Consider the following 26976-nt stretch of genomic DNA (forward strand, 5'->3'; position numbering starts at 1 on the left):
GCCAAGGTACTGGCACGCGTACCGCTGCTGGAAAACACAGCCGCGACCACGGTCATCCAGGCCCACGGCAGCCCCGGCCCCCTTCTGCAACAGCTTTCGGCCCTAGCCCCAGGTGATCAGCCGCTTCGGCTGCTCCAGGATGGCCGCCACATCCGCAAGGACCTTGGAGCCCAGCTCGCCGTCGACCAGACGGTGGTCGAAGCTGAGCGCCAGGGTGGTGACCTGGCGGGGCTTGACCTTGCCCTTGTGGACCCACGGCTGGAGCTTGATCGCGCCGACCCCGAGGATCGCCGACTCGCCCGGGTTGAGGATCGGCGTACCCGTGTCGACGCCGAAGACGCCCACGTTCGTGATGGTGACCGTGCCGCCCTGCATCGCCGCCGGAGACGTCTTGCCCTCGCGCGCCGTGGCCACCAACTCGCCGAGCGCCTGCGCCAGCTGCGGAAGGGTCTTGTCGTGCGCGTCCTTGATGTTCGGCACGATCAGACCGCGCGGAGTGGCCGCCGCGATGCCCAGGTTCACATAGTGCTTGCGCACGATCTCCTGGTTCGCCTCGTCCCAGGACGCATTGATGTCCGGGTTCCGTTTGATCGCCACCAGCAGGGCCTTGGCGATGAGGAGCAGCGGGTTCACGCGCAGGCCCTGCAGCTCCCTGTCCTGCTTGAGCTCCTCGACCAGCTTCATCGTGCGGGTCACGTCGACGGTCACGAACTCCGTGACGTGTGGCGCGGTGAACGCCGAGCCAACCATTGCCTGCGCGGTGGCCTTGCGGACGCCCTTGACGGGGATACGGGTCTCCCGCGCGGTGTCGTACGTCACCGCTGGCGCCTGGACGGCGGCAGGCGCCTGGGCGACGGGAGCCGCGGGAGCGGGGATCGGAGCAGCGGCGGCCGGTGCGGGCACCACCGCGGCATGCACGTCCTCGCGGGTGATGATCCCGTCCGGACCCGAGGGCCGCACCCTCGCCAGGTCGACACCCAGGTCCTTGGCGAGCTTGCGCACCGGCGGCTTCGCGAGCGGACGGGGGGCTTGCGCGCCGTGTCCGTTCAGCTCGCCCTGGAGCGCCGTGGCCGCTTGGAGGGTCTCCTCGGCGGCCGTCGCGGTCGTCTTGCGGGGCCGGCGCCGGGTCGAGGACTCGGCGACGCCGTACCCGACGAGCACCGGCTGGCGGCCCTCCTGCTTGGGCTCCTCGGCCGCGGGCTGCGCGGCCGGGGCCTCGGCTGACGCCGGGGCCTCCTCGGCCGGGGCCCCTCCGGTGGTGTCGACCGCGATGATGGCGGTGCCGACATCGACCGTGGTGCCCTCGGGGAAGCGGAGTTCCCGGACGACCCCGTCGTACGGGATCGGCAGTTCGACGGCCGCCTTCGCCGTCTCCACCTCGCAGACGACCTGCCCGTCGGTGACCGTGTCACCGGGCTGCACGTACCACTTGAGGATCTCGGCCTCGGTGAGTCCCTCGCCCACGTCGGGCATCTTGAACTCTCGCACGGACGCGTCAGTCATCGTCGTCACGACCTTCTCCTCAGTACGCCAGGGCGCGGTCGACGGCGTCGAGCACCCGGTCGAGGCTCGGCAGGTACTCCTCCTCCAGCCGCGCCGGCGGGTACGGGGCGTGGTAGCCGCCGACCCGCAGGACGGGCGCCTCCAGGTGGTAGAAGCACCGCTCCGTGATCCGGGCGGCGATCTCCCCGCCCGAGCCGAAGAACACCGGTGCCTCGTGCACCACGACCAGGCGGCGGGTCTTCTCCACCGAGGCCTGGATGGAGTCGAAGTCGAGCGGGGAGACCGAACGCAGGTCCAGGACCTCGAGGGACTTGCCCTCCTCCTCGGCGGCGGCCGCCACCTCCTGGCAGACCTTCACCATCGGGCCGTAGGCGGCCAGCGTCAGATCCGTGCCCTCACGCACCACGCGGGCCTTGTGCAGGGGGCCGGGGATCGCCTCGGCGTTGACCTCGCCCTTGTCCCAGTAGCGCCGCTTCGGCTCGAAGAAGATCACCGGGTCGTCACTCTGGATGGCCTGCTGCATCATCCAGTACGCGTCCGACGCGTTGGACGGAGAGACGATCTTCAGACCGGCCACGTGCGCGAACAGCGCCTCGGGGGACTCGCTGTGGTGCTCGACCGCGCCGATGCCGCCGCCGTACGGAATGCGGACGACGACCGGCATCTTGACCTTGCCCAGCGAGCGGGCGTGCATCTTGGCCAGCTGGGTGACGATCTGGTCGTACGCCGGGAAGACGAAGCCGTCGAACTGGATCTCCACCACCGGCCGGTACCCGCGCAGCGCCAGGCCGATCGCGGTGCCGACGATGCCGGACTCGGCGAGCGGGGTGTCGATGACCCGCTCCTCACCGAAGTCCTTCTGCAGTCCGTCGGTGACCCGGAAGACACCGCCGAGCTTGCCGACGTCCTCGCCCATCACCAGGACCTTGGGGTCCGACTCCAAAGCCTTGCGCAGCGACTCGTTGATCGCCTTGGCGAGCGCCATCTTCTCGGCCATGTCACCGTCCCCCTTCTGCGTCCGCGAACGACGCCTGGTAGGCGGCGAACTGGGCTCGCTCCTCGTCGACGAGCGCGTGCCCGTCCGCGTACACGTTCTCGAAGATGGCGAAGTGGTCCGGGTCCGGCATGGCACGGACCGCTTCGCGTACTCGCCTTCCCAACGCCTCGCTCTCCGCCTCGAGTTCCGCGAAGAATCCCTCGTCCGCGTGGTTTGAGGCCAGGAGATACGTGCGCAGGCGCGCGATCGGGTCCTTCGCCTCCCAGGCGGCCCGCTCGTCGTCGTGGCGGTAGCGGGTCGGGTCGTCGGAGGTCGTGTGCGCACCCATGCGGTACGTGAACGCCTCGACCAGGGTCGGGCCCTCGCCGTTGCGCGCCCGCTCCAGCGCCCACTTGGTGACGGCCAGGCAGGCCAGTACGTCGTTGCCGTCGACCCGCACGCCCGGGAAGCCGTAGCCCTGCGCGCGCTGGTACAGCGGCACACGGGTCTGCTTCTCGGTGGGCTCGGAGATCGCCCACTGGTTGTTCTGGCAGAAGAACACGACCGGGGCGTTGTAGACCGCGGAGAAGGTGAAGGACTCTGCCACGTCGCCCTGGCTGGAGGCGCCGTCACCGAAGTACGCGATCACCGCCGAGTCGGCGCCGTCCTTGGCGACGCCCATGGCGTAGCCGGTGGCGTGCAGCGTCTGCGAGCCGATGACGATCGTGTAGAGGTGGAAGTTGTTGCTGTTCGGGTCCCAGCCGCCGTTGTTCACACCGCGGAACATGCCGAGCAGGTTCGCGGGGTCGACCCCGCGGCACCAGGCGACGCCGTGCTCGCGGTAGGTCGGGAAGACGTAGTCGTCGTCGTTCAGCGCCCGGCCGGAGCCAATCTGGGCGGCCTCCTGGCCGAGCAGCGACGCCCACAGGCCCAGCTCGCCCTGCCGCTGCAGGGAGGTGGCCTCGGCGTCGAAGCGGCGGGTCAGCACCATGTCCCGGTACAGTCCGCGCAGCTGTTCGGGCGTGATGCCCTCGACGTACTGGTCGTACTCCGCGTTCTCGACCCGCGTGCCCTCAGGCGTCAGCAACTGGACGAGGTCCGGGTCAGTGCCCTGCTTGGGCGTGGTGCGGCTGGTGCGCTTGGTGCCGGTGGTGCCGGCCTTGCTTCCAGCGCTGCGTCGCGGCTTGCGCGCGGCAGTGCTCTCCACGGTCACGTGTGCTCCTCCGTCGGTCCGGCCCCCGGGTTCGCCGGGTGCCTGGGGGTCCCCTCGGCCCGCGTGGGGCCGCTGAGAGCGGCTCGCCTGCAGCGCACGGACGCACGGGGTGGGTGCGGCTCGTTCGAAACAGACGTGACAGGTGCCCCGGCGAGCGCCCTGCAAAGGGCACGTTACCCAGTGCTCCACATTTCTGTGAAACCCCTCCTGACCTGGGATTTTACTTGGATATCCAAGTAAATCGAGTAAGTCGGGAACAGGCGCTGGTCACAGCCTTGCAGGGGGCCGGAACAACGGCACGTTATCCCGCTCACCTGGAGCACGGGAAGACATGAATTCAGCGGCGCCCCTCGCACGCCTCCCTGTCGGCGGACACCGATCCGCATTCCGCCCCGACGATCACGCGCCGACCCCCTAGTGACCGAATGCGACTGTCTGTGACAAGGCCCAGCTCATGCGCCCGGTTGGTGCCCTAACATCTGGCGCGTGTCGCGCTCATCTGTACCAACCCCGGTGTCGCATGCGCCCCCTCTGGGCGCCCTCCTCCGCCAGTACGCCGCCGGATCCGCGCTCACCTGCGACCCCGTCGCCCAGGGACTGCTCAACCGCGGCTACCGGCTCCGCACGACGCGCGGCCGCTACTTCCTCAAGCACCACTTCGACCCCGAGACCGCCGATCCCGCTGCGATCACGCGGCAGCACCGTGCCACCCAGCGTCTGGCGGACCTCGGCGTCCCCGTGGCACCGCCGCTGGCCGGACGCGACGGCCGTACGGTCGCTGTCGTCGGCGGCCACGCCTACGCCCTGCACCGTGGGTCGACGGGCGGCACCGGCACGGCGGACAGCTCACCACGGAGCAGTGCGGGCGGCTCGGCGCGCTCCTCGGGACGGTGCACGCGAGCCTGAAGCGGGTGATGACCTCAGCACCCGCCGCCCGCCCCACGAGCGCCGACCCCGCCGACACCTTCGAACTCATCGACGACCTGTTGCGCCGGGTACGCCGGCACCGGCCCCGGGACGCGTTCGACGAGCTCGCCCTGCACCGCCTGACGGAGCGGCGGGCACTGCTGGAGCAGCATCTGGACCGGCGGCCGCCGAGCGGTGGCTCGGTGGGGTGGGTGCACGGCTTCCACCCGTTCAACCTGCTCTACCGGGGAGATGTGCCCGCCGCGATCGTCGACTGGGACAGGCTCGGCGTGGAGCCGCCCGCCGAGGAGGCGGTACGGGCCGCGGCGATCTTCTTCCTGCGGCCCGTCGGCACGCTCGACCTGGCGAAAGTGCGGGCCTACGCGCGCGCGTACCGCCGTACCGCGGGGGCGCGGCCCGGCGAACTCGCCACCGCCGCGCACCGCGTGTGGTGGGAGCGGCTCAACGACTTCTGGATGCTGCGCTGGCACTACGAGCGCGGCGACCGCCGCGCGGACGCGCAGTTCCCGGCCGCCTCGGCCCTTGCGGTGTGGTGGACGCACACGTACGACACGGTGTGCCACGCGTTCACGCGCTGAGGGCGAGCACCGGGCCGTGATCCCTGCGGGGCGAGCGGGCGCGGTGCGAGTCCGGTCGGGTGCGGATACGGGCCCGGACACCGGCGGCGCCGAGGAATCTCCACGCGCCGGGGCGGATTCGTGAACGACGTCACGCGCGCGTGGAGGCCGTCGCACGTCCCCGGTTTCCAGGTCCAGTCGTGCTCGGGGGCCACGCGCGCGTGGAGGCCGTACTCTTCGGGCGCCGCCCACGGCCGCCGTCGCTCGGCGGTCACCGTGCTCCCGCCGCGGGGCCCGGGTGGCCGACCGACCCGGCCGGGTCGGCGTTCGCAGGTCAGGGCCCCTGCGTACCGCCCGCGCTGTTTCCGCCGCCGTCCGTCGACGTCGGGTCCGAGGCGCCGCCGCCATCGGTGGGCGTGTCGGTCGGCGCGTCCGTGGGCGTCGTATCGGTGGGCTCGTCGGTGGGCTGGTCCGGAGTCGTCGACGGCTGGGCCGGCTGCTGCTGGCTGTACGTCGGCGACGGCGTGTACGAGGGCGTGTAGTCCGAGCCGCTGCCCGTGTTCGAGCTGTCGCTCGTGGACGTGCCGGTCGTCTCGTCCGACGGCGTCGGCGTGGACTTGTCGTCCTGGTGGGCCTTCGTCGGGGCGGGCGACTGCGTCGTGCCGGTCCCGCCGCCGCTTCCGGCCGCGTTGTTCAGCGCGAGCGCGACACCCGCCGCGATGGCGACGACCGCGAGCACCGCGAGGATCCACAGCTTGCCGCGGCCGCTGCCCTGGTTGCCGTGGCCCTCGAAGCCGCCGTCGTCCCCTCCGCCGTAGCCCGCGGGCAGGATCGGCTGCGGGATCTGCGTGGTGCCGGACTGGCCGGGATGAGGCATCACGGTCATGCCCGCGAAACCCGCCGCCGGGGTGTGCCGGCCGTCGTGGGCGCCCACCGGGCCGGTGTTCCAGGTGCCGGTGTGGCCGCCCTGGTCGTACAGCATCTGCAGCGCGTACTGGACGAGTCCGCGCATCTCCTCGGCGGTCTGGAACCGGTCGTCCGGCTCCTTCGCGAGGGAGCGCATGACGAGCCCGTCCAGCTCCGGCGGAGCCGCCGCGCCCTCGGAGATCTGGGACGGCGGCACCGGCATGTCCTGGACGTGCTGGTAGACCACGGACAGCGGCGTCTCGCCGACGAACGGGGGTCGCAGCGCGAGCAGTTCGTACAGCAGGCAGCCCGTCGCATACAGGTCGGAGCGGTGGTCGACGGCCTTGCCCAGCGCCTGCTCGGGGGAGAGGTACTGCGGGGTGCCCATGACCATGCCGGTCTGCGTCATCGTCGTGGACGCCCCGTGCAGGGCCCGCGCGATGCCGAAGTCCATCACCTTCACCGCGCCGTTGTTGGTGATGATGACGTTCGCCGGCTTGATGTCGCGGTGCACGATGCCGTGCTGGTGCGAATAGGCGAGGGCCTCGAGGACGCCCGACACGATGATCAGGGCCTGTTCGGGCCCGGGGGCCTCCGCGTTGAGCAGCAGGTCGCGGATCGTGCGGCCCTCGACGATCTCCATCACGATGTACGGCACCGACTGGCCGCCCACCGAGTCCTCGCCCGAGTCGTACACGGCGACGATCGCATGGTGGTTGAGCCCGGCCACCGACTGGGCCTCGCGCGTGAAGCGGGCCTTGGAGACCGGGTCCTCCGCGAGGTCCGAGCGGAGCAGCTTGACCGCGACGGTCCTGCCGAGGCGCACGTCCTCGGCCGCGAACACCTCGGCCATGCCGCCCCGGCCGAGTCTGCGGGTCAGCCGGTACCGGCCGTCCCCGACAAGCCCGCCGTTGCCCCACGTCTCCGGCGCGTCCGACATCCCGCCGCCAGTCGCCTCGGGGTCGGACGGGCCCTGGGCGCGCTGCGTCTGTGCCATCAGTCCTCGCCGTCGTTTCTGCCCGCGGTCTGCGCGGTGGTTGTTACGGTCTCCGACGGGCCACGCTACAGGCTCCGTGCAAGTCACCGGTCCGAGATGGAACCGGGAAGGACCGGCCATCAAACCCTGCGGGGGGTCCCGTGGGCAAATCCCGTGTACCGCTCTTACGACCCCTGTAACGCTTGCGCGACGCTACTTTCGCGTACGGTCACGGAACGGGCACCGAGCTTGACGTGTCACTGCCCTCGGGCAGACTGGCCGGGAATAGATCAGTCGATCACGGATCGATCGCGTCGATCGCCGAACACTCGAATATCGATCACGGTCGGGGGCGCGACGAGCGATCGCCGCCGCGCCGATGGGGGACGCAGAAGATGAGCCAGGACGGCGCACAGGGCCGTTATGCGGGGCGATCGGTCGCCGGGGGCCGCTACCAGCTGCGTGACTTGCTCGGCGAAGGCGGAATGGCTTCGGTGCACCTCGCGTACGACACGGTGCTCGACCGCCAGGTCGCGATCAAGACACTTCACACCGAGCTCGGCCGCGAACAGGCCTTCCGCGAGCGCTTCCGGCGTGAGGCGCAGTCCGTGGCGAAGCTCACGCACACGAACATCGTCTCGGTCTTCGACACCGGCGAGGACCAGCTCGACGGGATGACCACCCCGTACATCGTCATGGAGTACATCGAGGGCAAGCCCCTCGGCTCCGTCCTCGACGCGGACGTCCGGCAGTACGGCGCGATGCCGGCCGACAAAGCGCTGAAGATCACCGCCGATGTGCTGGCGGCCCTGGAGATCAGCCACGAGATGGGCCTGGTCCACCGGGACATCAAGCCGGGCAACGTGATGATGACGAAGCGCAACGTCGTCAAGGTGATGGACTTCGGCATCGCGCGCGCCATGCAGTCCGGCGTCACCTCCATGACGCAGACCGGCATGGTGGTCGGCACACCGCAGTACCTGTCGCCTGAGCAGGCCCTCGGCCGGGGCGTGGACGCGCGCAGCGATCTGTACTCGGTCGGCATCATGCTGTTCCAACTGGTCACCGGACGACTGCCGTTCGAGGCGGACTCACCGCTGGCGATCGCGTACGCGCATGTACAGGAGGAGCCGGTGGCTCCTTCCTCGATCAACCGCTCGCTGCCGCCCGCGGTGGACGCGCTGGTCGCCCGCGCGCTGAAGAAGAATCCCAACGAGCGCTTCCCCAGCGCCGAGGCGATGCGCGACGAGTGCCTGCGCGTGGCCGCGTCCCTCACGACGGCCCCGCCGAGCATCGTGCCGGGTGCGCGGACCTCGGACGGCGCCGGAGTCAGTTCCGCGGTGTTCCCGCCCATCGACCAGGCGAGGCCCGTCCCGCCGGGCGCCGTCCAGACGCCCTACCCCGGCCCCTACGGCGCGCCGGCCCACGCGCCCGCGCAGTCGCCCGCGTACGGCTACCCCCAGCAGGGCGGTTACCAGACGCCGCAGACCGCCGCGTACGCGCCGCAGCCGTCCTCCACCCCGCCGCCGTACACCATCAACCCGCAGTACCCGACGCCCGCCAACGGCGGCTCGGGCGGGCGGAAGAGCAACCGGGGCGTGGTCATCGGCTCGATCGTGGTCGCCCTGGTCGCGATAGGCGCTCTCGTCACGGCCCTGTCGCTGAATGCCGGCGGCGACGACAACCCGGGCGGTGGCGGCAGCAGCACCAGCGCGTCCTCGAGCGGGGTCGCGGGCCACAAAGGCCCCGACACGACGAAGACGATCGACACGACCAAGTGCACGGAGCCGGAGGAGTCGTACAACGACCCGAAGAAGATCCGGGTCCCGGACTTCTCCTACAAGTACATCATGTCGGTCAAATCGTGCTTCCAGGCCGCGGGTTGGCAGATGTCGATCAAGCATGTCGACGAGAACACCTACGGCGAGGGCACGGTGATGGATCAGTTCCCGTCCGCCGGCACGGACGTCGACCCCAAGAAGATGCCGGAGATCGAACTGAGCGTCTCCACGGGCAACCCGTCGTGAGCGGCTCCTGACGCAACGCGAGGGCCCGGCACCGAATGGTGCCGGGCCCTCGTACGTTCCCGGGTTCTACAGGTACGGTCCGCCGGCCCGGCCGCCCGTGCGACCGTCCTCCTCGCCGTCGGGGGAGCCGACGCCCGGCGGCAGGGCCCGGCGCATCTGCTCCAGCTGAGCCCGCGCCGCCATCTGCTGGGCGAACAGGGTGGTCTGGATGCCGTGGAACAGCCCCTCCAGCCAGCCCACCAGCTGTGCCTGCGCGATACGCAGTTCCGCGTCGCTCGGAATGACGTGGTCCGTGAAGGGCAGGGAGAGCCGCTCCAGTTCCTCGACGAGTTCGGGGGCGAGACCGTCCTCCAGCTCCTTCACCGAACTGGCGTGGATCTCCTTAAGGCGCTGTCGGCTCGCCTCGTCCAGAGGAGCCGCACGCACCTCCTCCAGCAGCTGCTTGATCATGCTTCCGATACGCATGACCTTCGCGGGCTGCTCCACCTGTTCGGTCACCGGGACCTCGCGGGAGTCATCGTCTCCAGTGCCGCCGAGTGCCATTCCGTCCTGGCCTACGACCAGGATCCTCTGGGCGTTCTCGGACGACCTTTCGTTCCTCGGCATCTCCATGCCGCCATTCTCTCGCACGGGTGCATCACACCAGTCATGTGCCCTCGGTGAGAGGTGATCCACCCTGCGACACGCCCTGTCCGGGCTCGGCAGGCGCTTCCGTCAGTGGCGCGGCGAGGCGCCGCAGCACGGCCTCGTAGTGGGTCGAGGCAGCCTGGCCTCGCAGAGGGTCGAGCCGATGGGGCGCGGCCTCGGGTGTGTCGACGGCCACGGCCGGCTTGGCCGCCTGTTCACTGCGCGGCGGACCGGGGCGTTCCACCGGACGGATGCAGCGGTCCTGCGGACGGAGGTACCCGTCGCGCAGTTCGTCACGGCCTGCTTCGGTGAATGCGTACGCGTGCCCTCTGGCGCCCCGCTTCTCCTGCTTGACCAGCCCTTCCTCCCCCAGCCGCGCCAGGACCACGCTCGTCTTCCCGGCGTCCGGCGCCCGCACCGCCCGGGTCCGCGCCTCCGGCTCCGTGCACAGCCGGGCACCGTCGCGAGAAATCGCGTTTCAGCAGCGTAGGCACGGCGTGGCGCATTGACATGCCGCTCTTTGCGGTGGGCCGGGTGGGGAAATGACGGCCGGAAAGCGGGCCTCTCATCGGGCCCAGAGCCGAGATGCCGGATATGGGGGCCCGTGTGAGGCTGAAGCCGTTGATCTTGCCGCCCCGAGCACGGGAGGGGGTCACACGCGTGACTCCAAGGCTCTGTACGCCGACCACGTTCCGCACGCTTCGCGTGTCCGTTCTGCCGTCCGTCCTCACGACGACGGCCCTCTTGGGCATATCCCCCGCGTACGGCATGTCGCCCGAGTACGGGATCGGGTCCCGCTCCGGCCCCCGGCCCGCGTCGTCCGCCGCTCAGCCCACGTACAACACCCGGTATTCCGCGGTCGCCGCCTCGTCGGCGTACGCCACCCGGTCCGCACACTCCATGCGGCCCGCCACGGCGCCGCCCGCGACCCACGTGCACGCCGCCGGGCACGGGGCATACGCCTCGTGCTTCCCCAGCGCCGTTGCGCACAGGCCGACGGCCACGACCGGCTCCCCACACCGCGGGGGACAGAAGGCGTCAGCCCTCGCCGCGCACTCAGCGGTCGCGGGACACAAGACGTCAGCCGCCACCGCTCACGCAACCGTCGTGGGACACAAGGCGGCACTGGCCAACGCTCACGCAGCTCCCGAAAGGGGCAAGGCGGTACGCGCCACTGCTCATGCAGTCCACGCGGAGCACAAGTCGATACCCGCCACCCCACACTCAGCCCACGCAGAGCACAAGGCGATATCCGCCACCCCACACTCAGCTCCCACGGAGCACAAAGCGACGGCCCCCGCTCCCCGTGCCGCGACTTCCCTCGCGCACAGGACTTCCACCTCAGCCACCGGCAGGTCCCTCGCGGCCAAGGCCCCGGCGGCATCCATCCGCATGGCGGTCTTCGACTTCAAGGCGTCCCGCGCCCCCGCGGGCGCACCCGCCGCCAGGCGTCCGACGGCGCCGGCACTGGCGGCCTCCGCCGTGTCCTCGCCCGATCCCTCCCGTGCCGGAAGCCTGCCCGGAGTGGGACGGTTGCGGCCCGGGCGGACGGACTCCTCTCCGGAGGACCAGGGGGACGAGCCGACGTACACGGACGAGGACCCCTCGGCACTGCCGGAGCCGACGTACACCCAGTACCCCGACCTGGGGGACGAGGAGTCCATCGGCGCGGTCGACCCGCTGAAGTCCTCGCCCACCCCGTCGCAGGACTCCGCCGTCCTCGCCCGGGAGGCCGGGGGCTCGGAACCGGTGACGGAGATACTGCCCCTCGGCAGCGGTCTGGTCCTCGTCGGTGCCGGACTGGGACTCGCCCTCCTCGCCCTGCGTCTGCGCCGGGAGTGACCGCTGCGCCCGGCTACGGCACGACCAGCAGGACCTTCCCGATGTGCCCGCTCTCCTCCAGCAGGCGATGGGCCTCGGCGGCGTCGTTCATCGGAATCTCCCGGTCGACGACCGGGCGGACGTGACCGGCGGCGGTCAGCGGCCAGACGTGCTCGCGCACCGCCGCCACGATCGCCGCCTTCTCACCGAGCGGACGCGCCCGCAGCGAGGTCGCCGTGATCGCGGCCTGCTTCCTCAGCAATGTGTTGATGTTCAGCTCGCCCGTCACCCCGCCCTGCAGGCCGATGATCGCGAGTCGCCCGTTCACCGCGAGTGCCTGGACATTGCGGTCCAGGTACATCGCACCCATGTTGTCGAGGATGACGTCCGCACCCTCCCCGGCGGTGGCCTCCCGGATCTCCTCCACGAAGTCCTGCTCGCGGTAGTTGATCAGTACGTCCGCTCCCAGATCCGCGCAGCGCTCCAGCTTCTCCTTGCTGCCCGCGGTGACCGCGACCTTGGCGCCCACAGCCTTGGCGAGCTGGATCGCCATGGTGCCGATGCCGCTGGATCCGCCGTGCACGAGGAGCGTCTCGCCGGGGCGCAGATGGGCGACCATGAAGACGTTCGACCAGACCGTGCAGGTCACCTCCGGCAGCGCGGCGGCATGCCGCAGTTCGAGGCCCTCCGGCACGGGCAGCAGCTGCCCCGCGGGGACGACGACCTTCTCGGCGTAGCCGCCGCCCGCGAGCAGTGCACAGACCTCGTCGCCGACGGCCCACCCCGAGACACCCGGGCCCAGCGCGGCGATGCGCCCCGAGCATTCGAGTCCGGGATAGAGGGAGGCACCGGCCGGTGGGTTGTAGAAGCCCTGCCGCTGAAGGACGTCGGCGCGGTTGACGCCGGCGGCCACCACATCGACCAGCACTTCGCCCTCGCCGGGTACGGGATCGGGGACCTCGGTCCACACCAGCGCCTCGGGTCCACCAGGTTCAGGAATCGTGATCGCGTACATGAGAGGGACGCTACTCCTCATGGTCAGCCCTTCGAGAGCCGACGGCACGGCGCCTTACGCCAAGGGGGAAGACCGCCAGGTGCGCCCGCTCCGGGACTTCCACCCGATGGGTGACGGGTGGGCAGTCTGCCAGCAAATGACCGCCGAGGTGAGCACACAGTCAGCAAGTGCCCGCCGGGGTGACCACACAGTCAGCAAGTGACCGCCGGAGTGACCAAACGGCCAGCACGTGGCCACCGGGGTGTCAGCCCGGTCGGCAGGCGACCGCCGGGTGTGCGCACGGTCAGCAGCGCCCGCCTCGGAATCGGATGTTTCACGTGAAACACACCCTCTAGCGACTCACCCTGCCAAGTCACCCGCCCGAGTCACGCTCTCCAGGCCACGCTCCGGACGACACGTTCCCGAAGTCACGGTGAGGAATTCACCCCGTCAAGGCCCAGGGGAGGTCGAGGAGTTCCAGTTCCTCACCGGGCCTCGCGCCACCCGGCGGTACGACCGCGAGGGCGTCCGCGGCGGCGATGCCGCGCAGCATCGCCGGGCCGTTGTAATGCAGCGGCACCGCATGGTCGGCCCGGACGGAGACAGGGACGAGTCGGGTGTCGTACGGGTGGCCGTGGACGGAGTCCTTCAGAGGCAGCGTGTACAACTCCGGTGCCAGGCGCCCCCCAAGGCCGCGCAGCAGCGGCTCGGCGAGCGTGAGCAGACCGGAGACGGCCGCGAGGGGGTTGCCGGGCAGTCCCACGAGGTGCTGGTCCTCCCGCAGGCGGGCCAGGAGCATGGGGTGGCCGGGGCGCACCTTCACCCCGTCGACGAGGAGCTCGGCTCCGAGGCGGCGCAGAGTGGGGTGGACGTGGTCGACAGGTCCCGCGGCCGTGCCGCCGGTCGTCACGATCAGGTCGGCGGTCGAAGAAGTGATCGCCTGCTGCAGGGCCTCGGCGGAATCCCCCAGCCTCCGGACGGCCGGCACCTCGGCACCGAGGGCCCGCAGCCACGGCGGCAGCATCGGACCGAGCGCGTCCCGGATCAGGCCGCCCTTGGGCAGGCCCGCGGTGAGCAACTCGTCCCCCAGAATCAGGACTTCGGCGCGCGGCCGGGGCAGCGCGGACAGGGCGTCGTACCCGGCGCCCGCGGCGAGCCCGAGCACGGCCGGGGTGACCTGGGTGCCACGGGGAAGCAACTGGTCCCCGCTGTGGCACTCCTGGCCGCGCGGCCGGATGTCCTGCCCGTGCGCGACCGTGGGGGTCCCCCCTGCCCGAGCGGAACCGAAACCCTGGGGGAGGGCCGCGTGCAAGCGCCCGTTGCCGTCCATACGGCCGTGTTCGCTGCGCAGCACGGCGGTGGTGTCCGGCGGGACGCGGGCGCCGGTGGCGATCCGCACGGCCTCGCCGTCACCCAGAGGCGCGGGCTCGGCGTGCCCGGCGAGGACTCCGTTCCCCTCCCGTACGGCCCAGGGACCGGGGCCCGCGACCGCCCAGCCGTCCATGGCCGAGGTGTCGAAGGAGGGCAGATCGGTGAGGGCGGTGAGGGGCTCGGCGAGCACGAGACCGAGGGCGGCGTCGAGGGACACGTGGACGGGCTCCCGGCGCGGCACGGATCGGGCCGCGCGCGCGGCGACCGCACGGGCCTCGGGCCAGGGCGTCGCGTGATGGCGGTCCGGATGCTTCGACGTCGCACGGGACCCGGCACCGTCGGCACGGTCCGGGCCGGAGCCTTCGCTGTCGGCGTCCCCCGCGGTGCCGGGCGGGTGCCCGGGCGTATGGGCGCCGTGTTCCGGGGACGGCGAGGTGGGCCCGGGCGGGTGCGCATTCGGGTCCCGAACGAGGGCGAGGGCCTCTTCGAGGTCCAGGTCGTGCCGCTCCGTGGGCGAACCGGTGGGGCGGGCCGGCTGCGGACGGCTCCTGCCCCCGCTGTCGTTGGCCACGGCCAGCGCCTCCTCCACGTCGTGTTCCTCGGTGTCCAGGTGTCCCTGGGCGCCGCGCTCGGTCATCCGGCGTCCGGCGCGGGCTCGGCGGGGTCCTCGTCCGCCCAGCGCAGAGCCAGCGCGGCTGCCTTGCGGGCGGCCTCGGCGACCGCCTCCGGCCCGCCGTTCGCCTGCGCGGCCGCATAGCCGACGAGGAACGTCGTCAGCGGGGCCGCGGGACGTGCGACGCCGTGCGCGGCATCACGAGCGAGGTCGAGAAGGACGCCGGTGTCGACGTCGAGGGCGATGCCCAGTTCGTTCTTGACTGCGGAGATCCATTCATCCAGCACGTGCTCATGCTCCCTGATCCGTGTGCGGGCGGCGGCGATGTCGTCCCAGGTGTCGCAGTCGAACGACGCGACGGGGTCGGAGATACGGGTGAGACCGAGCCGGGCGGTCAGGCGCCGCAGCGGAAGGCCGGAGAGACCGGCGTGCTCGGTGGCCAGCCCCGCCAGCTCGCGGCGCAACGCAGCGCTCCGGTAGGCAGCGACGAGGGGCTGGTCCCGGCCCTCGGAGTCGGTGAGCACGGCACCATCGGCGCCGTCGGCCGCCACGCCTGCCAGCAGCCGCCGTACCGTCCCCTGCTCCAGGAACGGCAGGTCGGCGGAGAGCACGACGACGTTTCCGGCGGTGGTCCGTGCCAGGCCCGTGTCGAGCGCGGCGACCGGTCCGGCGCCCGGCGGCTCCTCGCGGGCCCAGACCACGGGGCGCGCGGTGGGCCTGGGGTCGGCGACGACCACCGTGGTGGCCGCGCCCGAACAGGCCACCAGCACGCGGTCGAGCAGCGCCCGTCCGCCGACGCGCACCGCGGGTTTGTCCGCCCCGCCGAGCCGCCGGGCGGAGCCGCCGGCGAGCACGACGGCGTCGTACACGTCGCCGCCCCAGTCGCCGGGGTCCTCGTACGCGGTCATGCCCCCGAGTATGGGCGCCGGATGGATCATTGCCACCCCCGCGCACAGCAGCTGTGGGCGGGAGCTTGCTCACAGTGTCGAGGGATGTCCGTGGCGCAGCCGGCTCACAGCGTGCGCAGCAGCACCCCCGGCTGTTCCACGCAGTCCGCCACGTACCGCAGGAACCCGCCCGCCGTACCGCCGTCGCACACCCGGTGGTCGAAGGTGAGGGAGAGCTGCACGACCTGCCGCACGGCCAGTTCGCCCTCGTGCACCCAGGGCTTGGGGACGATACGGCCGACGCCGAGCATGGCCGCCTCGGGGTGGTTGATGATCGGCGTGGAGCCGTCGACGCCGAACACCCCGTAGTTGTTCAAGGTGAAGGTGCCGCCGGTGAGCTCGCCGGGGGTGAGGGTCCCGGTGCGCGCGGCCTCGGTCAGCCGGGCGAACTCCGCGGTCAGCGACTCGGCGTCCCGTACGTGCGCGTCGCGTACGACAGGCACGACGAGTCCTCGTTCGGTCTGGGCGGCGAACCCGAGGTGGACCTGGTCGAGCCGGACGATCTCCCGGGCCTCCGTGTCGACCGTGGAGTTGAGCTCGGGGAACCGGGCGAGGGCCGCGGTGCAGATCCGGGCGAGCAGCGCGAGCAGGGAGATCTTCGGGCCGCCGACCGCGTTCATGGCTGCCCGGGTGCGCATGAGTTCCGTGGCGTCGGCGTCGACCCAGCAGGTGGCGTCCGGGATCTCGCGCCGGCTGCGGGAGAGCTTGTCGGCGACGGCGCCGCGGACGCCCTTGAGGGGGACGCGGGTGCCGGCGGTGACGGGTCCGGGTGCGCGTGTGCCCGGTCCGGGTGTGTACGGCGCCGCTTCGGGGACCGGCGCCCCGGACGACGGGAACGTACGGGACGGGACCGGGGCGAAGGTGGACCCGGCGGCCATGGCCGCCGAGGACCCGGTCCGGGCCACCGCGGCCCGCAGCGCGTCCTCCACATCGGCCCGCAGGATCAGCCCGTCCGGCCCCGAACCGTCCAACTGCCTCAGGTCCACGCCGTGCTCGCGGGCGAGCCTGCGCACAAGCGGGGAGATCACCGGAACGGGGCCGTCGGGGCGCTCCGAGACGGCAGCACGGGACCTCCCGTCGGCGACAGCGGACGCCGGGGCGCCGGCGGTGGGTGCCGGGGCGAAGTCCGTCTCTGTTGCCCGGCCGGAGCCGGGACGCGCTGTCCGTGTCACTCCGTCCGAGGCCCGCGAGCCGGGCTGCTGTGCCCGCACCCTGCGGCGGCGTGCGGGCGCCGCCGAGGTGCCGTACCCGACCAGGACGTTCCCGGACGACTCCTCGGCCTCGTCCACGGCGGCGCCGACGGCGACCGTCAACAGCGGGGCGCCGACGGGCAGTTCCGCGCCCTCCTCGCCGAATCGGGCCGTGACCACGCCTCCGTAGGGGCAGGGCACCTCCACCATCGCCTTGGCCGTCTCCACCTCGACGACCGGCTGGTCGACCGCGACGACATCGCCGACCTGGACCAGCCAGCGCACGATCTCCGCCTCGGTGAGCCCCTCCCCGAGGTCGGGCAGCCTGAACTCCAGCACCTGGGCCATCAGCTCTCCGCCTCCCACTGAAGTCGCCCGACGGCGTCCAGGATCCGGTCCACGCCCGGCAGATGGTGCCGCTCCAGCATCGGCGGCGGATAGGGGATGTCGAACCCGGCCACGCGCAGCACCGGGGCCTCCAGATAGTGGAAGCAGCGCTCGCCGATCCGCGCGGCGATCTCGCCGCCCGGCCCGCCGAAGCCGGTCGACTCGTGCACCACCACGGCCCGGCCTGTGCGGCGGACGGACGCCGTCACCGTCTCGTCGTCGAAGGGCACCAGGGAGCGCAGATCGACGACTTCGAGGTCCCAGCCCTCGGCCCGTGCGGCCTCGGCGGCCTCCAGGCAGACCGGTACCGAGGGGCCGTAGGTGATGAGAGAGGCGCTCCGGCCCGGGCGTCGCACCACGGCACGGCCTATGGGCTCGACCGTCTCGGGCTCCTCGGGGTTCCAGGAGTCCTTCGACCAGTACAGCCGCTTGGGCTCGAGGAAGACGACCGGGTCGTCGGAGGCGATCGCGGCGCGCAGCAGTCCGTACGCGTCGGCGACCGTCGCGGGCGTGACGACATGGAGCCCCGGCGTCGCCATGTAGTACGCCTCGGAGGAGTCGCTGTGGTGCTCGACGCCGCCGATGCCTCCTCCGTAGGGGACACGGATGGTGATCGGCATCGGCATGGCGCCGCGGGTGCGGTTGCGCATGCGTGCGACATGGCTGACGAGCTGCTCGAACGCGGGGTAGGCGAACGCGTCGAACTGCATCTCCACGACCGGCCGCAGGCCGTACATCGCCATGCCGACGGCCGTGCCGAGGATGCCCGCCTCGGCGAGCGGCGTGTCCATGCAGCGGTCGTCGCCGAACTCCTTGGCGAGCCCGTCGGTGACACGGAAGACACCGCCGAGTGTGCCCACGTCCTCGCCCATGACGTGCACGGACGGGTCGGCGGCCATGGCGTCGCGCAGCGCGCGGGTGAGGGCCTGCGCCATGGTGGCCGGCTTGAGGGCAACGGTCGTCATCGCCCGGCTCCTTCCGGTCCGGCGGCCTCGGCGTCCAGCTCCGCCTGCAACTGGGTGTCCTGCTCGACGAGCTGGGTGGTGGGTCGTTCGTAGACGTGGGCGAAAAGGTCCATCGGGTCGAGCGCCGGGTCCTCGTTCATACGGGCCCGCAGGTCCGCCGCCATCGCCTCGGCGTCCTCACGCGCAGCCTTTATCCCGTCCTCGTCGAGGAGTCCGCGCTCGGTCAACTCGCGCTCGAGCAGCAGGATCGGGTCGTGGTCGCGCCAGGCCTCGACCTCGGCGTCGCCGCGGTAGCGGGTCGCGTCGTCGGCGTTCGTGTGGGCGTCGATGCGGTACGTCACCGCCTCGATGAGCGTGGGGCCGCCGCCCTGGCGCGCGTGCCGTACGGCGTCGGCGAGCACCTCGTGCACGGCGGCGGCGTCGTTTCCGTCGACGAGACGGCCCGGCATTCCGTATCCCACGGCCTTGTGGGCCAGGGAGGGTGCCGCCGTCTGCTTGGCGAGCGGCACGGAGATCGCGAAGCCGTTGTTCTGGACGAGGAAGACGACCGGCGCCTGCCAGACGGCGGCGAAGTTCATCGCCTCGTGGAAGTCGCCCTCGCTGGTGCCGCCGTCGCCGACCAGGGCGAGCGCGACCACGTCGTCGCCCTTCAGCCGGGCGGCGTGCGCAAGACCCACGGCGTGCGGCAGCTGGGTGGCCAGCGGGGTGGACAGGGGGGCCACACGGTGCGCGTACGGGTCGTAACCGGTGTGCCAGTCGCCCCGCAGCAGGGTCAGCGCCTCGACGGGGTCGACGCCGCGGGCGACGGTCGCGAGGGTGTCACGGTAGCTGGGGAAGAGCCAGTCGCGCTCCTCGAGCACGAGCGCGGCGGCGACCTGGCAGGCCTCCTGCCCGGTGCTGGAGGGGTAGACGGCCAGGCGGCCCTGCTTGGTGAGCGCTGTCGCCTGCGTGTTGTACCGGCGGCCGCGCACGACCTGCGCGTACAGCAGGCGCAACAGCTCCGGGTCGGCCTTGGCGGCGGCCTCGGTGCCGAGGACGCGGTACGGCAGTGCGTCGGGCAGCAGCGGAGCGGGGTCGGTACGGGGCTGCCAGGCGGGCGGCGGTGTGGGCCGGTAGGCCCCCCGCTGCTCCATGACCGTCATGACGGCACCTCCTCGTGGGAGCGGCTTCAGGCGCGCCACGGGAGTGATGCGCCTCACCTACCGATTGTTCGGTCGTCGGCACATTTTGGCTACAGGCGCCTTCAGGCTGTGGACAAACGGTTCTCCACAACCTGAGATGTACGCAGTACGTCCATGGTAGGGAGGCGCGGGCGCATGGCACCTGAACAAATGGCTGAGCCGCCGGAGCACGGCCCCGCTCAGCCGCCGCGCCCGCTCGACGCCATCGACCGGGACATCCTGCAGATCCTCCAGTCGGACGGCCGTGCGTCCATACGGGCGGTCGCCGAGCGGGTCCATGTCTCCCGCGCCAACGCCTACGCGCGGATCAACCGGCTCATGGACGACGGCGTGATCCGCGGCTTCGGTGCCCGGGTGAACCACGAACGCGCCGGCCACGGCACGTCGGCGTACATCACCCTGAAAATCGTCCAGAACTCCTGGCGCACGGTCCGCGAGCAGCTGCGTCTGCTCCCCGGCTCCTCCCATATCGCCCTGGTCGGCGGGGACTTCGACGTACTGCTGCTGGTCCACACGCCCGACAACCGGGCCCTGCGCGAGCTGGTCCTGACCCGGCTCCAGGCGATCCCCGAGGTGCTCAGCACGCGCACGCTGCTGGTCTTCGAGGAGGAGGATCTGGAACCGGAGGGCTGACCCTCAGGGCGCCACCCGGCCTCAGCCCTCCTGGCGCAGCCCCGAGAAGACCAACTGCACGACCGCGTCGGCGACCTCTCGCTCGCCCATGCCACGCCCGTCGGGCCGGTACCACTCCACGATCGAGTTGATCATCCCGAAGACCAGCCGCGTCGCGAGCCGCACCTCCACGTCGCCGCGCACGTCCCCGTCGGCCGCCGCGGCCTTCAGCAGCTCGGCGACCCGGTGGTCGAACTCGCGGCGCCGCTCCAGCGCCCACCGCTCCGTGCCGGTGTTGCCGCGCACCCGAAGCAGCAGCGTCACATACGGCAGTTCGGCGGTCAGCACCTCCACCATGCGCCGTACGACGTACTCGAGCCGCTCCACGGCACGCCCCACGCGCGCGTGCTCCTCGTCGAGGATCCCGAACAGGCCGTCCAGCGCCCGGCTGACGGCGCGGCGCAGCAGCTCCTCCTTGCCCGCCACATGGTGGTAGATCGACGACTTGGAGATGCCGGCCGCCTTGGAGAGGTGCTCCATCGAGGTGCCGTCGTAGCCGCGCTCGTTGAAGACCTGCACGGCGACGGAGAGCAGGCTCTCCGGGGTGTACGTGTCGCGCCTCACGGTGGTCATGAGGTGCCCTCCCGCCTCTCGGATGCGTACGCGTGGCGGTACAGCGCGAGTGACGGGGCGTACCGCCCGGAGGGGTCACGCATGTGCAGGTCGTCCAGCAGGTCGTAGGCCCAGCTGCGCCCGAGCCTGCGGCTCCACTCGAAGGGGCCCAGAGGGTAGTTGACGCCGAGGCGCATCGCGGTGTCGATGTCCTCCTCGGTGGCCACGCCCTTGGCGACCGCGTCGTGCGCCAGGTCGACGATCCGCGCCACCGTACGAGCGACGATCATGCCGGGTACGTCCCCGATGAGGCTGACGTCCTTACCGAGCGCCTGGAACAGCCCGGTGGCCTCGGCGAGGGTCTGCGCGGAGGTGTCCTGTGAGGCGGACAGGGCGATCCGGGTCGCCCGGCGGTAGTCGAGCGCCAGGTCGAAGTAGACGACGTCACGGAACTCGACGGAGGTCTGCCCGTCGGCGAGGACCAGCTGGCCGCCACTGGGCAGGACCAGACGGGTGCCGTGGTCCTCTTCGTCGTCGCGGACGCCGATGCCGGCCTCGCGTATCAGGGCGAGCAGTTCGCCGGCGGGTCCCAGGTCGCCTTCCGCGACGACGTACGCGGGCGGGCGCTCCTTCTCCGCGGTGTGCGGTTCGGACTGCTCGGCGCCGTCCGCGTAGTCGTACCAGCCGTGGCCGCTCTTGCGTCCGAGCCTCCCCGACTCCACCAGCCTGCGCTGGGCGAGCGAGGGCGTGAAGCGCACGTCCTGGAAGAAGGACTCCCACACGGAGCGGGTGACGGATTCGTTGACGTCCTGGCCGATCAGGTCGGTCAGTTCGAAGGCGCCCATCCGGAAGCCGCCGGACTCGCGCAGGACCGCGTCGATGGTGGCCGGATCGGCGGCCTGCGCCTCGTAGACCGCGAATGCCTCCGCGTAGAAGGGCCGCGCGATGCGGTTGACGATGAACCCGGGGGTGTCCGCGCAGGCGACCGGGGTCTTGCCCCAGGCCCGGGCCGTCTCGTACGCGCGCGTGGCCGAGGTGACGTCGGTGGCGAACCCGGAGACGACCTCCACCAGCGGCATCAGCGGGGCGGGGTTGAAGAAGTGCAGGCCGACGAGACGGCCCGCGTTGCGCAGGGCCCCGCCGATTGCGGTCACGGACAGGGACGAGGTGTTGGTGGCGAGCAGGCAGTCGTCGCCGACGATGTCCTCCAGGTCCCGGAACAGCTGCTGCTTGGCCTCCAGGCGCTCGAGGACCGCCTCGACGACGAGCGAGCAGCCCGCCAGTTCCTCCAGGCTTCCGGCGGCCAGCAGACGGGCGCGAGCCGCGTCCCGCTCGGCTGGGGTGAGCCGGTCCTTCTCGACGAGCCGGTCGAGGCGGCCACCGATCGCCGCCACCGCCTCGTGGGCTCGGCCGGGGACGGCGTCGTACAGCCGCACCGAATGGCCTGCTACCAGCGCGACCTGGGCGATGCCCTGGCCCATGGTGCCGGTGCCCACGACGGCCATGGGGCTGCTGAGGTCGAGTGCTGTCATGTGCGCGATCCTCCCGCACGGGGTTTTCCACAGATACGGCGGTCCCCCTTGTACCGACCGATCGTTCGGTTACTCTAACTCTGTCCGCCTGTTCCTGCCCAGCTCATAAGCTCAAGGAAGAGCTCGAGAGACGAGGAGTTGGTCCCGCATGGCCGCCGAACTCACCGCGCACCAGCTGATCGCCCAGCACCGGCCCACCCTCGACCAGGCGCTGGAATCCATCCGCACACGCGCGTACTGGTCCCCGCACCCCGAGCACCCGAAGGCCTACGGAGAGAACGGCAGCCTGGACGCCGCGGCCGGCAAGGCCGCCTTCGACGCCCTCCTAGGCACCCGCCTCGACCTCGGCCAGCCGGGCACGGACGACTGGACGGGCGGCGAGACGTCCCCCTACGGGATCGAGCTGGGCGTCACCTACCCCCACGCGGACATCGACGTGCTGCTGCCCGCCATGCGCGCGGGCCAGCGGGCCTGGCGCGACGCCGGCGCGGAGATGCGCGCGGTGGTGTGCCTGGAGATCCTCAAGCGCATCAGCGACCGGACGCACGAGTTCGCGCACGCGGTCATGCACACCAGCGGCCAGGCCTTCATGATGGCGTTCCAGGCTGGCGGCCCGCACGCCCAGGACCGCGGCCTGGAGGCGGTCGCGTACGCGTACGTGGAGCAGGTCCGCACCCCGGACACCGCGGAGTGGACCAAGCCGCAGGGCAAGCGGGACCCGCTGGCGCTCACCAAGACGTTCAAGCCGGTCCCGCGCGGCATCGCGATGGTCATCGGCTGCAACACCTTCCCGACGTGGAACGGCTACCCCGGCCTGTTCGCGTCCCTGGCCACGGGCAACGCGGTCCTGGTCAAGCCCCACCCGCGCGCGGTGCTGCCGCTCGCACTCACCGTCCAGGTGGCCCGGCAGGTGCTGGCCGAGGCGGGCTTCGACCCGAACCTGGTGGCACTGACCGCCGAGCACCCCGACGAAGGCATCGCCAAGACGCTCGCCGTGCGCCCGGAGATCCGGATCATCGACTACACGGGCTCGACCTCGTTCGGCGACTGGCTGGAGGCCAACGCCCGCCAGGCGCAGGTCTACACGGAGAAGGCCGGTGTCAACACCGTGCTCGTGGAGTCGACGGACGACTACAAGGGGATGCTGTCGAACCTGGCGTTCTCCCTGTCCCTCTACAGCGGCCAGATGTGCACCACCCCGCAGAACCTGCTGATCCCGCGGGACGGCATCTCCACCGACCAGGGCCCGAAGTCCTACGACGAGGTGGTCGCCGATCTCGCGCGGTCGGTCGACGGCCTGCTGGGCGACGACGCCCGGGCGAACGCACTGCTCGGCGCGATCGTGAACCCCGACGTCAAGGCACGTCTGGAGGCGGCGGCCAGCCTCGGCGAGGTCGCCCTGGCCTCCCGGGAGATCACCAACCCCGACTTCCCGGGAGCGGTCGTCCGGACACCGGTCGTGGTCAAGCTCGACGGCGCCAAGCCGGACGCCGAGGCCGCCTACATGAGCGAGTGCTTCGGCCCGGTCTCCTTCGCGGTCGCGGTGGATTCGGCGGCTGACGCGGTGGACCTGCTGCGGCGGACGATCCGGGACAAGGGTGCGATGACCGTCGGCGCCTACACCACCTCCGAGGAGGTCGAGCAGGCCGTCGAGGAGGCCTGCCTGGAGGAGTGCGCCCAGCTCTCCCTGAACCTGACCGGCGGGGTGTACGTCAACCAGACGGCCGCGTTCTCCGACTTCCACGGCTCGGGCGGCAACGCGGCGGCCAACGCCGCCCTGTGCGACGGGGCGTTCGTGGCGAACCGCTTCCGTGTGGTGGAGGTGCGCCGGGAGGCGTAGGACCGGCTCAGGCGGGTGCGCGTGCGCCCCCGGCGGCGCTCCAGTGGTACAGCGTCATGGCCACACTGGTCGCGAGGTTGTAGCTGGAGACCTGGGGGCGCATCGGCAGGGACACCAGGTGGTCCGTGCGGTCGCGGAGTTCGGCGGACAGACCGGTGCGCTCGGAGCCGAACGCCAGGACGGCGTCGTCGGGGAGCTTCAGTCCGCGGATGTCCTCGCCCTCCGGGTCCAGGGCGAAGAGCGGGCCCGGCGGCAGTTCGGCCACGGACAGCCGTTCCACGGCGGTCGCGAAGTGCAGCCCGGCCCCGCCGCGGACCACCGTGGGATGCCAGGGGTCCAGGGTGCCGGTCGTGACCACTCCGGTCGCGCCGAAGCCGGCCGCGAGGCGGATCACCGCTCCCGCGTTGCCCAGGTTGCGCGGGTTGTCGAGGACGACGACGGGGGCGCGACGGGGCATGCGCCGCAGCGTCTCCAGGTTGGTCTCGCGTGCGGTGCGCACGGCGAGAGCGGCCACCCCGGTGGGGTGCGGGCGCGGCACCAGCGCCTGGTAGATGTTCTCGGGGACTTCCACCAGGAGGGCGTCCAGGGTGTCGTGTACGTCGGGGGCGAGCTCGTCGGCCAGGGAAAGTGCGGCCTGCCGGTCGGTGGTGACGGCCACCGGCACGCGCGCGTGGAAACGCACCGCGTGCTTGAGCGCGTGGAACCCGTCGAGCAGGACGCAGGCGTCGGCGAGCCTGCGCCAGGTGCTCAGCGGGTCGGTGGTGCCGGAGGCCGGATCCGTCATGCCCCGCAGCCTACGTGCGACGCAGCCCGGGAGGCTCTCGGCGTCGAGGGCCCGGGCATCCGCGGGGCACGAACGGCAAGGACAGCACAGACGGCTGGTTTCCGCCCTGTATCAGGCAAGACCCCTCGGGCTCGGGACGGCACGCACCTACGCCGTCGTACCGGCATGTGTGTGCTCGGGCGCCTCATCGGCGTGCTGCCGCAGGCGCGGCCCGGGCAGGGAGGACCGGACACGGTGCTGAGCGAGCCGTCGACGCCCGCGTGCCGCCCATGCGCCCAGCCGCCGCAAGAAGGGCGTCGGCAGGAACACGGCATCGGCGGCGATCATCGCCAGCGAGAAGAACGGCAGCCCGAGGACCACGGCGATCACCGCGTGCTCGGTCATCATGAACGCCAGCAGGACGTTCTTGACGCGCCGGTTGAGCAGGGTGAAGGGGAAGGCGACCTGCGCGGCGACCGTCCCGTACGTCACCAGCAGGACCAGCACACTGGACGAGGACAGCAGGTCGGACAGTGCGGGCCAGGGCGAGAAGTAGTCCAGGTGAAGCGGGTAGTGGACCGCGGTGCCGTCCTGCCAGCGGGAGCCCTGGATCTTGTACCAGCCGGCCGTCGAGTAGATCAGACAGGCCTCTGCCATGATCACGAGCAGGGCCGCGTTGTGGACGAGATTGGCGACGATGTCCAGCAGCATGCGGGGCTCCGAGTGCGGGGCGCGCCTCTCGACGCACCACCACAGCCCCTGCACCGCCCACAACGCCCAGAACACGACGAGCCACCCGGTGTCCAGCCAGCCCGCACCCGTCGCCAGGGCCAGCGAGAGGCCGAGCACGGCCCACAACGCGGGTCCCGCCCGGTCGGGCCGCGGCAACTCGCCAAGCGCCTGTGCGGCACGGGCGCGCCGCGCGCGCCGTTCGTCCAGCGACCACACCTGCCCACAGCGGGTGAACACCAGGTAGATCGCCATCAGGTGGATGACGTTGTCGCCGCCGTCGCCCATGAAGACGCTGCGGTTCTGCAGCGAGAGCACGCCGACCATGAACAGCACCGACATCGCGCGGGTGTGCCAGCCGAGCAGCAGCAGGGCGCTGGAGAGCACGGCGAGGGCGTACACGGTCTCGAACCACGCCTGGCTGTCGGACCACATGAGGATCGTGAAGGCGTGGTTGTTCGCGATGAGCTGCCGGGCCAGGTTCCAGCTCCACGGGCCGTCGGGTCCGTACATCTCCTGACGATGCGGGAACTCGCGCAGCAAGAACAGCAGCCAGGTGGCGGCGAAGCCGATGCGGACGATCGCGGTCTGGTACGAACCGAGGGCGGCCTCGGTGACGCGGCCGATGCCACGCGAGAGGGACAGCGCGAAGCGGCTCATCAGGCGTTCGCCCCCGTCCATTCGGCGGCCGACAGCGACCACCAGGGCAGCTCACGGTAGTCGGGTGTGGTGGGGACCTTCTCGTCGCTCCACTTGGGAGGGGGCACGTTGGTGGTACGGGAGCGGACCTGGACGCGTTCGACGGCCTCGCCGTGGCCGGCCGCGTGCTCACGGCCGAGGCGCAGCGCGACCACGCGGCGCAGATAGTCCTCCGCCAGCGCACCGCGCAGACCCACGGGGCGGTTCTGGGCGTCGTGCGAGGCGACGTAGAAGTCCCAGGCGCGACGCAGTTCGTTCTGCTGGGTGTGGCTCGGCAGCGGATTGCCGTCGATGGCTGCCCCGTCGAGCACCGACAGGTCGTACCAGCCGGTCGTCCGCTCGCCGCCGTCACCGGTGCGTACGTCCGCGCGGACCTGGACGTCGATGTTCTGCTGCAGCGGGTTGGGGGCGAACAGCTTCCAGTTCTGTTCGAACTCGGGGTAGATCCATTCGTCGATCGCCGTGCCGTGTTTCTTGGTGACGGTGTTCGCGGGCGCCACGTGCAGGAACACCATCCCGATATGCACACAGACGGCGACGGCGACGACCGCGAGCGCCAGTACGGCGGCGATCTGATAGGGCAGGGAGAGGGCGGTCAGACCCGTGCGGGAGGCGGCCGCCTCACCGTCGCCGGGACCGGTGGGGAGTGCGGCCTCGGGCTCGACCAGGGCCGGCGCCTCGGGGAGGGGGCCGTCCGTGCCGGACCACTCCGGGGCCTGCGTCGGCGCCGGGTCCTCGGATACGTCCCTGGCGGCGCCCTCGGGCAGGCGGGACACCGGGTCGTCGGAACCGCCGGGCTGCTCCCGCCCGGCGTCCGGTCCCTTGTCGTACGTGTCCATCCCGCCCCGTCTCCCGAGCCTCGCGCCCCGGTGCCGTGCCTTGCCGCCGATCCGGTCCACCGGCCGCCGCTCTGCCGTGGGCCGCCCGGGCCGCATCACCCGGTCGCAGCACAGCGCGGCATGCGCACCGAACGGTACTCAGCCCCGCCCGTCCCGCACAGCCCGATGG

Annotated in this window: 22 protein-coding genes and 1 pseudogene; 5 read left to right on the forward strand and 18 right to left on the reverse strand. The window is 71.5% G+C overall.

Annotated features, from left to right (window positions below):
• Positions 1-102 precede the first annotated feature (102 nt).
• Genes ABZ904_RS33470 through pdhA (ABZ904_RS33480) form a run of 3 tightly spaced genes read right to left on the reverse strand, consistent with a single transcriptional unit; the run spans position 103 to position 3692 of the window.
• A complete protein-coding gene (locus ABZ904_RS33470) occupies positions 103-1512 on the reverse strand; it encodes a dihydrolipoamide acetyltransferase family protein (protein ID WP_360991163.1) in 1410 nt (469 codons plus the stop codon).
• 10 nt (positions 1513-1522) lie between these two features.
• Positions 1523-2500, reverse strand: coding sequence for an alpha-ketoacid dehydrogenase subunit beta (locus tag ABZ904_RS33475; RefSeq protein ID WP_360991160.1), 978 nt, complete (start codon positions 2498-2500; stop codon positions 1523-1525).
• A 1-nt stretch (position 2501) separates the two neighbouring features.
• Complete coding sequence (pdhA, locus tag ABZ904_RS33480) at positions 2502-3692, reverse strand: pyruvate dehydrogenase (acetyl-transferring) E1 component subunit alpha (protein ID WP_360991156.1); 1191 nt, start codon at positions 3690-3692, stop codon at positions 2502-2504.
• Positions 3693-4205: 513 nt separating this feature from the next.
• On the opposite strand from pdhA (ABZ904_RS33480), the pseudogene ABZ904_RS33485 reads away from it, so the two are divergent.
• Positions 4206-5197 (forward strand): annotated as a pseudogene (locus ABZ904_RS33485) (phosphotransferase).
• 313 nt (positions 5198-5510) lie between these two features.
• On the opposite strand, the gene ABZ904_RS33490 reads toward ABZ904_RS33485, so the two are convergent.
• Positions 5511-7079 (reverse strand): protein kinase, encoded by a 1569-nt coding sequence (locus ABZ904_RS33490; RefSeq protein ID WP_360991153.1) that lies wholly within the window; start codon positions 7077-7079, stop codon positions 5511-5513.
• 374 nt (positions 7080-7453) lie between these two features.
• On the opposite strand from ABZ904_RS33490, the gene ABZ904_RS33495 reads away from it, so the two are divergent.
• Positions 7454-9085, forward strand: coding sequence for a protein kinase (locus ABZ904_RS33495; RefSeq protein ID WP_359390303.1), 1632 nt, complete (start codon positions 7454-7456; stop codon positions 9083-9085).
• A 66-nt stretch (positions 9086-9151) separates the two neighbouring features.
• Here the strand turns inward: ABZ904_RS33495 and ABZ904_RS33500 are convergent, their stop codons facing one another.
• From ABZ904_RS33500 to ABZ904_RS33510, 3 genes are all read right to left on the reverse strand, one after another.
• Positions 9152-9697 carry a bacterial proteasome activator family protein gene (locus ABZ904_RS33500; RefSeq protein ID WP_359390306.1) on the reverse strand — a complete coding sequence of 182 codons (546 nt, stop codon included), beginning with the start codon at positions 9695-9697 and terminating at the stop codon, positions 9152-9154.
• 34 nt (positions 9698-9731) lie between these two features.
• The gene (locus ABZ904_RS33505) at positions 9732-10130 is read right to left on the reverse strand and encodes a hypothetical protein (protein ID WP_360991148.1); all 399 of its coding nucleotides are present in this window, start codon (positions 10128-10130) and stop codon (positions 9732-9734) included.
• 409 nt (positions 10131-10539) lie between these two features.
• The gene (locus ABZ904_RS33510) at positions 10540-10716 is read right to left on the reverse strand and encodes a hypothetical protein (protein WP_359390312.1); all 177 of its coding nucleotides are present in this window, start codon (positions 10714-10716) and stop codon (positions 10540-10542) included.
• 388 nt (positions 10717-11104) lie between these two features.
• Between ABZ904_RS33510 and ABZ904_RS33515 the strand changes: the two genes are divergently transcribed.
• Positions 11105-11554, forward strand: a complete 450-nt coding sequence (locus tag ABZ904_RS33515) for a hypothetical protein (protein ID WP_360991145.1) — start codon at positions 11105-11107, stop codon at positions 11552-11554.
• A gap of 13 nt (positions 11555-11567) precedes the next feature.
• Here ABZ904_RS33515 and ABZ904_RS33520 read toward each other — a convergent pair whose 3' ends face one another.
• The 6 genes from ABZ904_RS33520 to pdhA (ABZ904_RS33545) all read right to left on the reverse strand — a co-directional run bounded on the left by ABZ904_RS33520 (position 11568) and on the right by pdhA (ABZ904_RS33545) (position 19142).
• Positions 11568-12548, reverse strand: a complete 981-nt coding sequence (locus ABZ904_RS33520; protein ID WP_359390318.1) for an NAD(P)H-quinone oxidoreductase — start codon at positions 12546-12548, stop codon at positions 11568-11570.
• Positions 12549-12969: 421 nt separating this feature from the next.
• Positions 12970-14535 (reverse strand): molybdopterin molybdotransferase MoeA, encoded by a 1566-nt coding sequence (locus ABZ904_RS33525; RefSeq protein WP_361827578.1) that lies wholly within the window; start codon positions 14533-14535, stop codon positions 12970-12972.
• Positions 14532-15419 carry an NTP transferase domain-containing protein gene (locus tag ABZ904_RS33530; RefSeq protein ID WP_361827581.1) on the reverse strand — a complete coding sequence of 296 codons (888 nt, stop codon included), beginning with the start codon at positions 15417-15419 and terminating at the stop codon, positions 14532-14534. The genes ABZ904_RS33525 and ABZ904_RS33530 overlap by 4 nt, the downstream gene beginning before the upstream one ends.
• A 104-nt stretch (positions 15420-15523) precedes the next feature.
• Complete coding sequence (locus ABZ904_RS33535; protein ID WP_361827584.1) at positions 15524-16996, reverse strand: dihydrolipoamide acetyltransferase family protein; 1473 nt, start codon at positions 16994-16996, stop codon at positions 15524-15526.
• Positions 16996-18000 (reverse strand): alpha-ketoacid dehydrogenase subunit beta, encoded by a 1005-nt coding sequence (locus ABZ904_RS33540; protein ID WP_359390329.1) that lies wholly within the window; start codon positions 17998-18000, stop codon positions 16996-16998. Before ABZ904_RS33540 ends, ABZ904_RS33535 begins: the two co-directional genes overlap by 1 nt.
• Positions 17997-19142, reverse strand: coding sequence for a pyruvate dehydrogenase (acetyl-transferring) E1 component subunit alpha (pdhA, locus tag ABZ904_RS33545; protein ID WP_359390331.1), 1146 nt, complete (start codon positions 19140-19142; stop codon positions 17997-17999). The genes ABZ904_RS33540 and pdhA (ABZ904_RS33545) overlap by 4 nt, the downstream gene beginning before the upstream one ends.
• A gap of 189 nt (positions 19143-19331) precedes the next feature.
• Here pdhA (ABZ904_RS33545) and ABZ904_RS33550 point away from each other — a divergent pair, with 189 nt between their 5' ends.
• On the forward strand, positions 19332-19814 hold the full coding sequence (locus ABZ904_RS33550; RefSeq protein ID WP_359390724.1) for an Lrp/AsnC family transcriptional regulator: 483 nt from the start codon (positions 19332-19334) through the stop codon (positions 19812-19814).
• 21 nt (positions 19815-19835) lie between these two features.
• On the opposite strand, the gene ABZ904_RS33555 is transcribed toward ABZ904_RS33550, so the two are convergent.
• Both ABZ904_RS33555 and ABZ904_RS33560 read right to left on the reverse strand, forming a co-directional pair.
• Positions 19836-20426: a TetR/AcrR family transcriptional regulator gene (locus tag ABZ904_RS33555; RefSeq protein WP_359390334.1), complete on the reverse strand. Its 591-nt coding sequence runs from the start codon at positions 20424-20426 to the stop codon at positions 19836-19838.
• Complete coding sequence (locus ABZ904_RS33560; protein WP_361827589.1) at positions 20423-21937, reverse strand: 3-hydroxyacyl-CoA dehydrogenase; 1515 nt, start codon at positions 21935-21937, stop codon at positions 20423-20425. Before ABZ904_RS33560 ends, ABZ904_RS33555 begins: the two co-directional genes overlap by 4 nt.
• 148 nt (positions 21938-22085) lie before the next feature.
• Here ABZ904_RS33560 and paaN point away from each other — a divergent pair, with 148 nt between their 5' ends.
• Positions 22086-23777, forward strand: coding sequence for a phenylacetic acid degradation protein PaaN (gene paaN / locus ABZ904_RS33565; RefSeq protein WP_361827592.1), 1692 nt, complete (start codon positions 22086-22088; stop codon positions 23775-23777).
• 7 nt (positions 23778-23784) lie between these two features.
• Here the strand turns inward: paaN and ABZ904_RS33570 are convergent, their stop codons facing one another.
• From ABZ904_RS33570 to ABZ904_RS33580, 3 genes are all read right to left on the reverse strand, one after another.
• Positions 23785-24561, reverse strand: a complete 777-nt coding sequence (locus ABZ904_RS33570) for a TrmH family RNA methyltransferase (protein WP_360991123.1) — start codon at positions 24559-24561, stop codon at positions 23785-23787.
• A 147-nt stretch (positions 24562-24708) separates the two neighbouring features.
• On the reverse strand, positions 24709-25929 hold the full coding sequence (locus ABZ904_RS33575) for an HTTM domain-containing protein (RefSeq protein WP_361827595.1): 1221 nt from the start codon (positions 25927-25929) through the stop codon (positions 24709-24711).
• Complete coding sequence (locus tag ABZ904_RS33580) at positions 25929-26807, reverse strand: DUF5819 family protein (RefSeq protein ID WP_361827598.1); 879 nt, start codon at positions 26805-26807, stop codon at positions 25929-25931. Before ABZ904_RS33580 ends, ABZ904_RS33575 begins: the two co-directional genes overlap by 1 nt.
• Positions 26808-26976 lie beyond the last annotated feature (169 nt).

Source organism: Streptomyces sp. NPDC046900 (genome assembly GCF_040644975.1).
GTDB lineage: Bacteria > Actinomycetota > Actinomycetes > Streptomycetales > Streptomycetaceae > Streptomyces.

What these genes read in the sequence shown, in the direction of transcription:
- ABZ904_RS33475 (WP_360991160.1), bottom strand. Translation starts at nt 2,500, where the DNA reads ATGGCCGAGAAGATGGCGCTCGCCAAGGCGATCAACGAGTCGCTGCGC.
- ABZ904_RS33490 (WP_360991153.1), bottom strand. Translation starts at nt 7,079, where the DNA reads ATGGCACAGACGCAGCGCGCCCAGGGCCCGTCCGACCCCGAGGCGACT.
- ABZ904_RS33495 (WP_359390303.1), top strand. Translation starts at nt 7,454, where the DNA reads ATGAGCCAGGACGGCGCACAGGGCCGTTATGCGGGGCGATCGGTCGCC.
- ABZ904_RS33500 (WP_359390306.1), bottom strand. Translation starts at nt 9,697, where the DNA reads ATGGAGATGCCGAGGAACGAAAGGTCGTCCGAGAACGCCCAGAGGATC.
- ABZ904_RS33515 (WP_360991145.1), top strand. Translation starts at nt 11,105, where the DNA reads ATGGCGGTCTTCGACTTCAAGGCGTCCCGCGCCCCCGCGGGCGCACCC.
- ABZ904_RS33520 (WP_359390318.1), bottom strand. Translation starts at nt 12,548, where the DNA reads ATGTACGCGATCACGATTCCTGAACCTGGTGGACCCGAGGCGCTGGTG.
- ABZ904_RS33525 (WP_361827578.1), bottom strand. Translation starts at nt 14,535, where the DNA reads ATGACCGAGCGCGGCGCCCAGGGACACCTGGACACCGAGGAACACGAC.
- ABZ904_RS33530 (WP_361827581.1), bottom strand. Translation starts at nt 15,419, where the DNA reads ATGACCGCGTACGAGGACCCCGGCGACTGGGGCGGCGACGTGTACGAC.
- ABZ904_RS33535 (WP_361827584.1), bottom strand. Translation starts at nt 16,996, where the DNA reads ATGGCCCAGGTGCTGGAGTTCAGGCTGCCCGACCTCGGGGAGGGGCTC.
- ABZ904_RS33540 (WP_359390329.1), bottom strand. Translation starts at nt 18,000, where the DNA reads ATGACGACCGTTGCCCTCAAGCCGGCCACCATGGCGCAGGCCCTCACC.
- pdhA (WP_359390331.1), bottom strand. Translation starts at nt 19,142, where the DNA reads ATGACGGTCATGGAGCAGCGGGGGGCCTACCGGCCCACACCGCCGCCC.
- ABZ904_RS33550 (WP_359390724.1), top strand. Translation starts at nt 19,332, where the DNA reads ATGGCTGAGCCGCCGGAGCACGGCCCCGCTCAGCCGCCGCGCCCGCTC.
- ABZ904_RS33555 (WP_359390334.1), bottom strand. Translation starts at nt 20,426, where the DNA reads ATGACCACCGTGAGGCGCGACACGTACACCCCGGAGAGCCTGCTCTCC.
- ABZ904_RS33560 (WP_361827589.1), bottom strand. Translation starts at nt 21,937, where the DNA reads ATGACAGCACTCGACCTCAGCAGCCCCATGGCCGTCGTGGGCACCGGC.
- paaN (WP_361827592.1), top strand. Translation starts at nt 22,086, where the DNA reads ATGGCCGCCGAACTCACCGCGCACCAGCTGATCGCCCAGCACCGGCCC.
- ABZ904_RS33570 (WP_360991123.1), bottom strand. Translation starts at nt 24,561, where the DNA reads ATGACGGATCCGGCCTCCGGCACCACCGACCCGCTGAGCACCTGGCGC.
- ABZ904_RS33575 (WP_361827595.1), bottom strand. Translation starts at nt 25,929, where the DNA reads ATGAGCCGCTTCGCGCTGTCCCTCTCGCGTGGCATCGGCCGCGTCACC.
- ABZ904_RS33580 (WP_361827598.1), bottom strand. Translation starts at nt 26,807, where the DNA reads ATGGACACGTACGACAAGGGACCGGACGCCGGGCGGGAGCAGCCCGGC.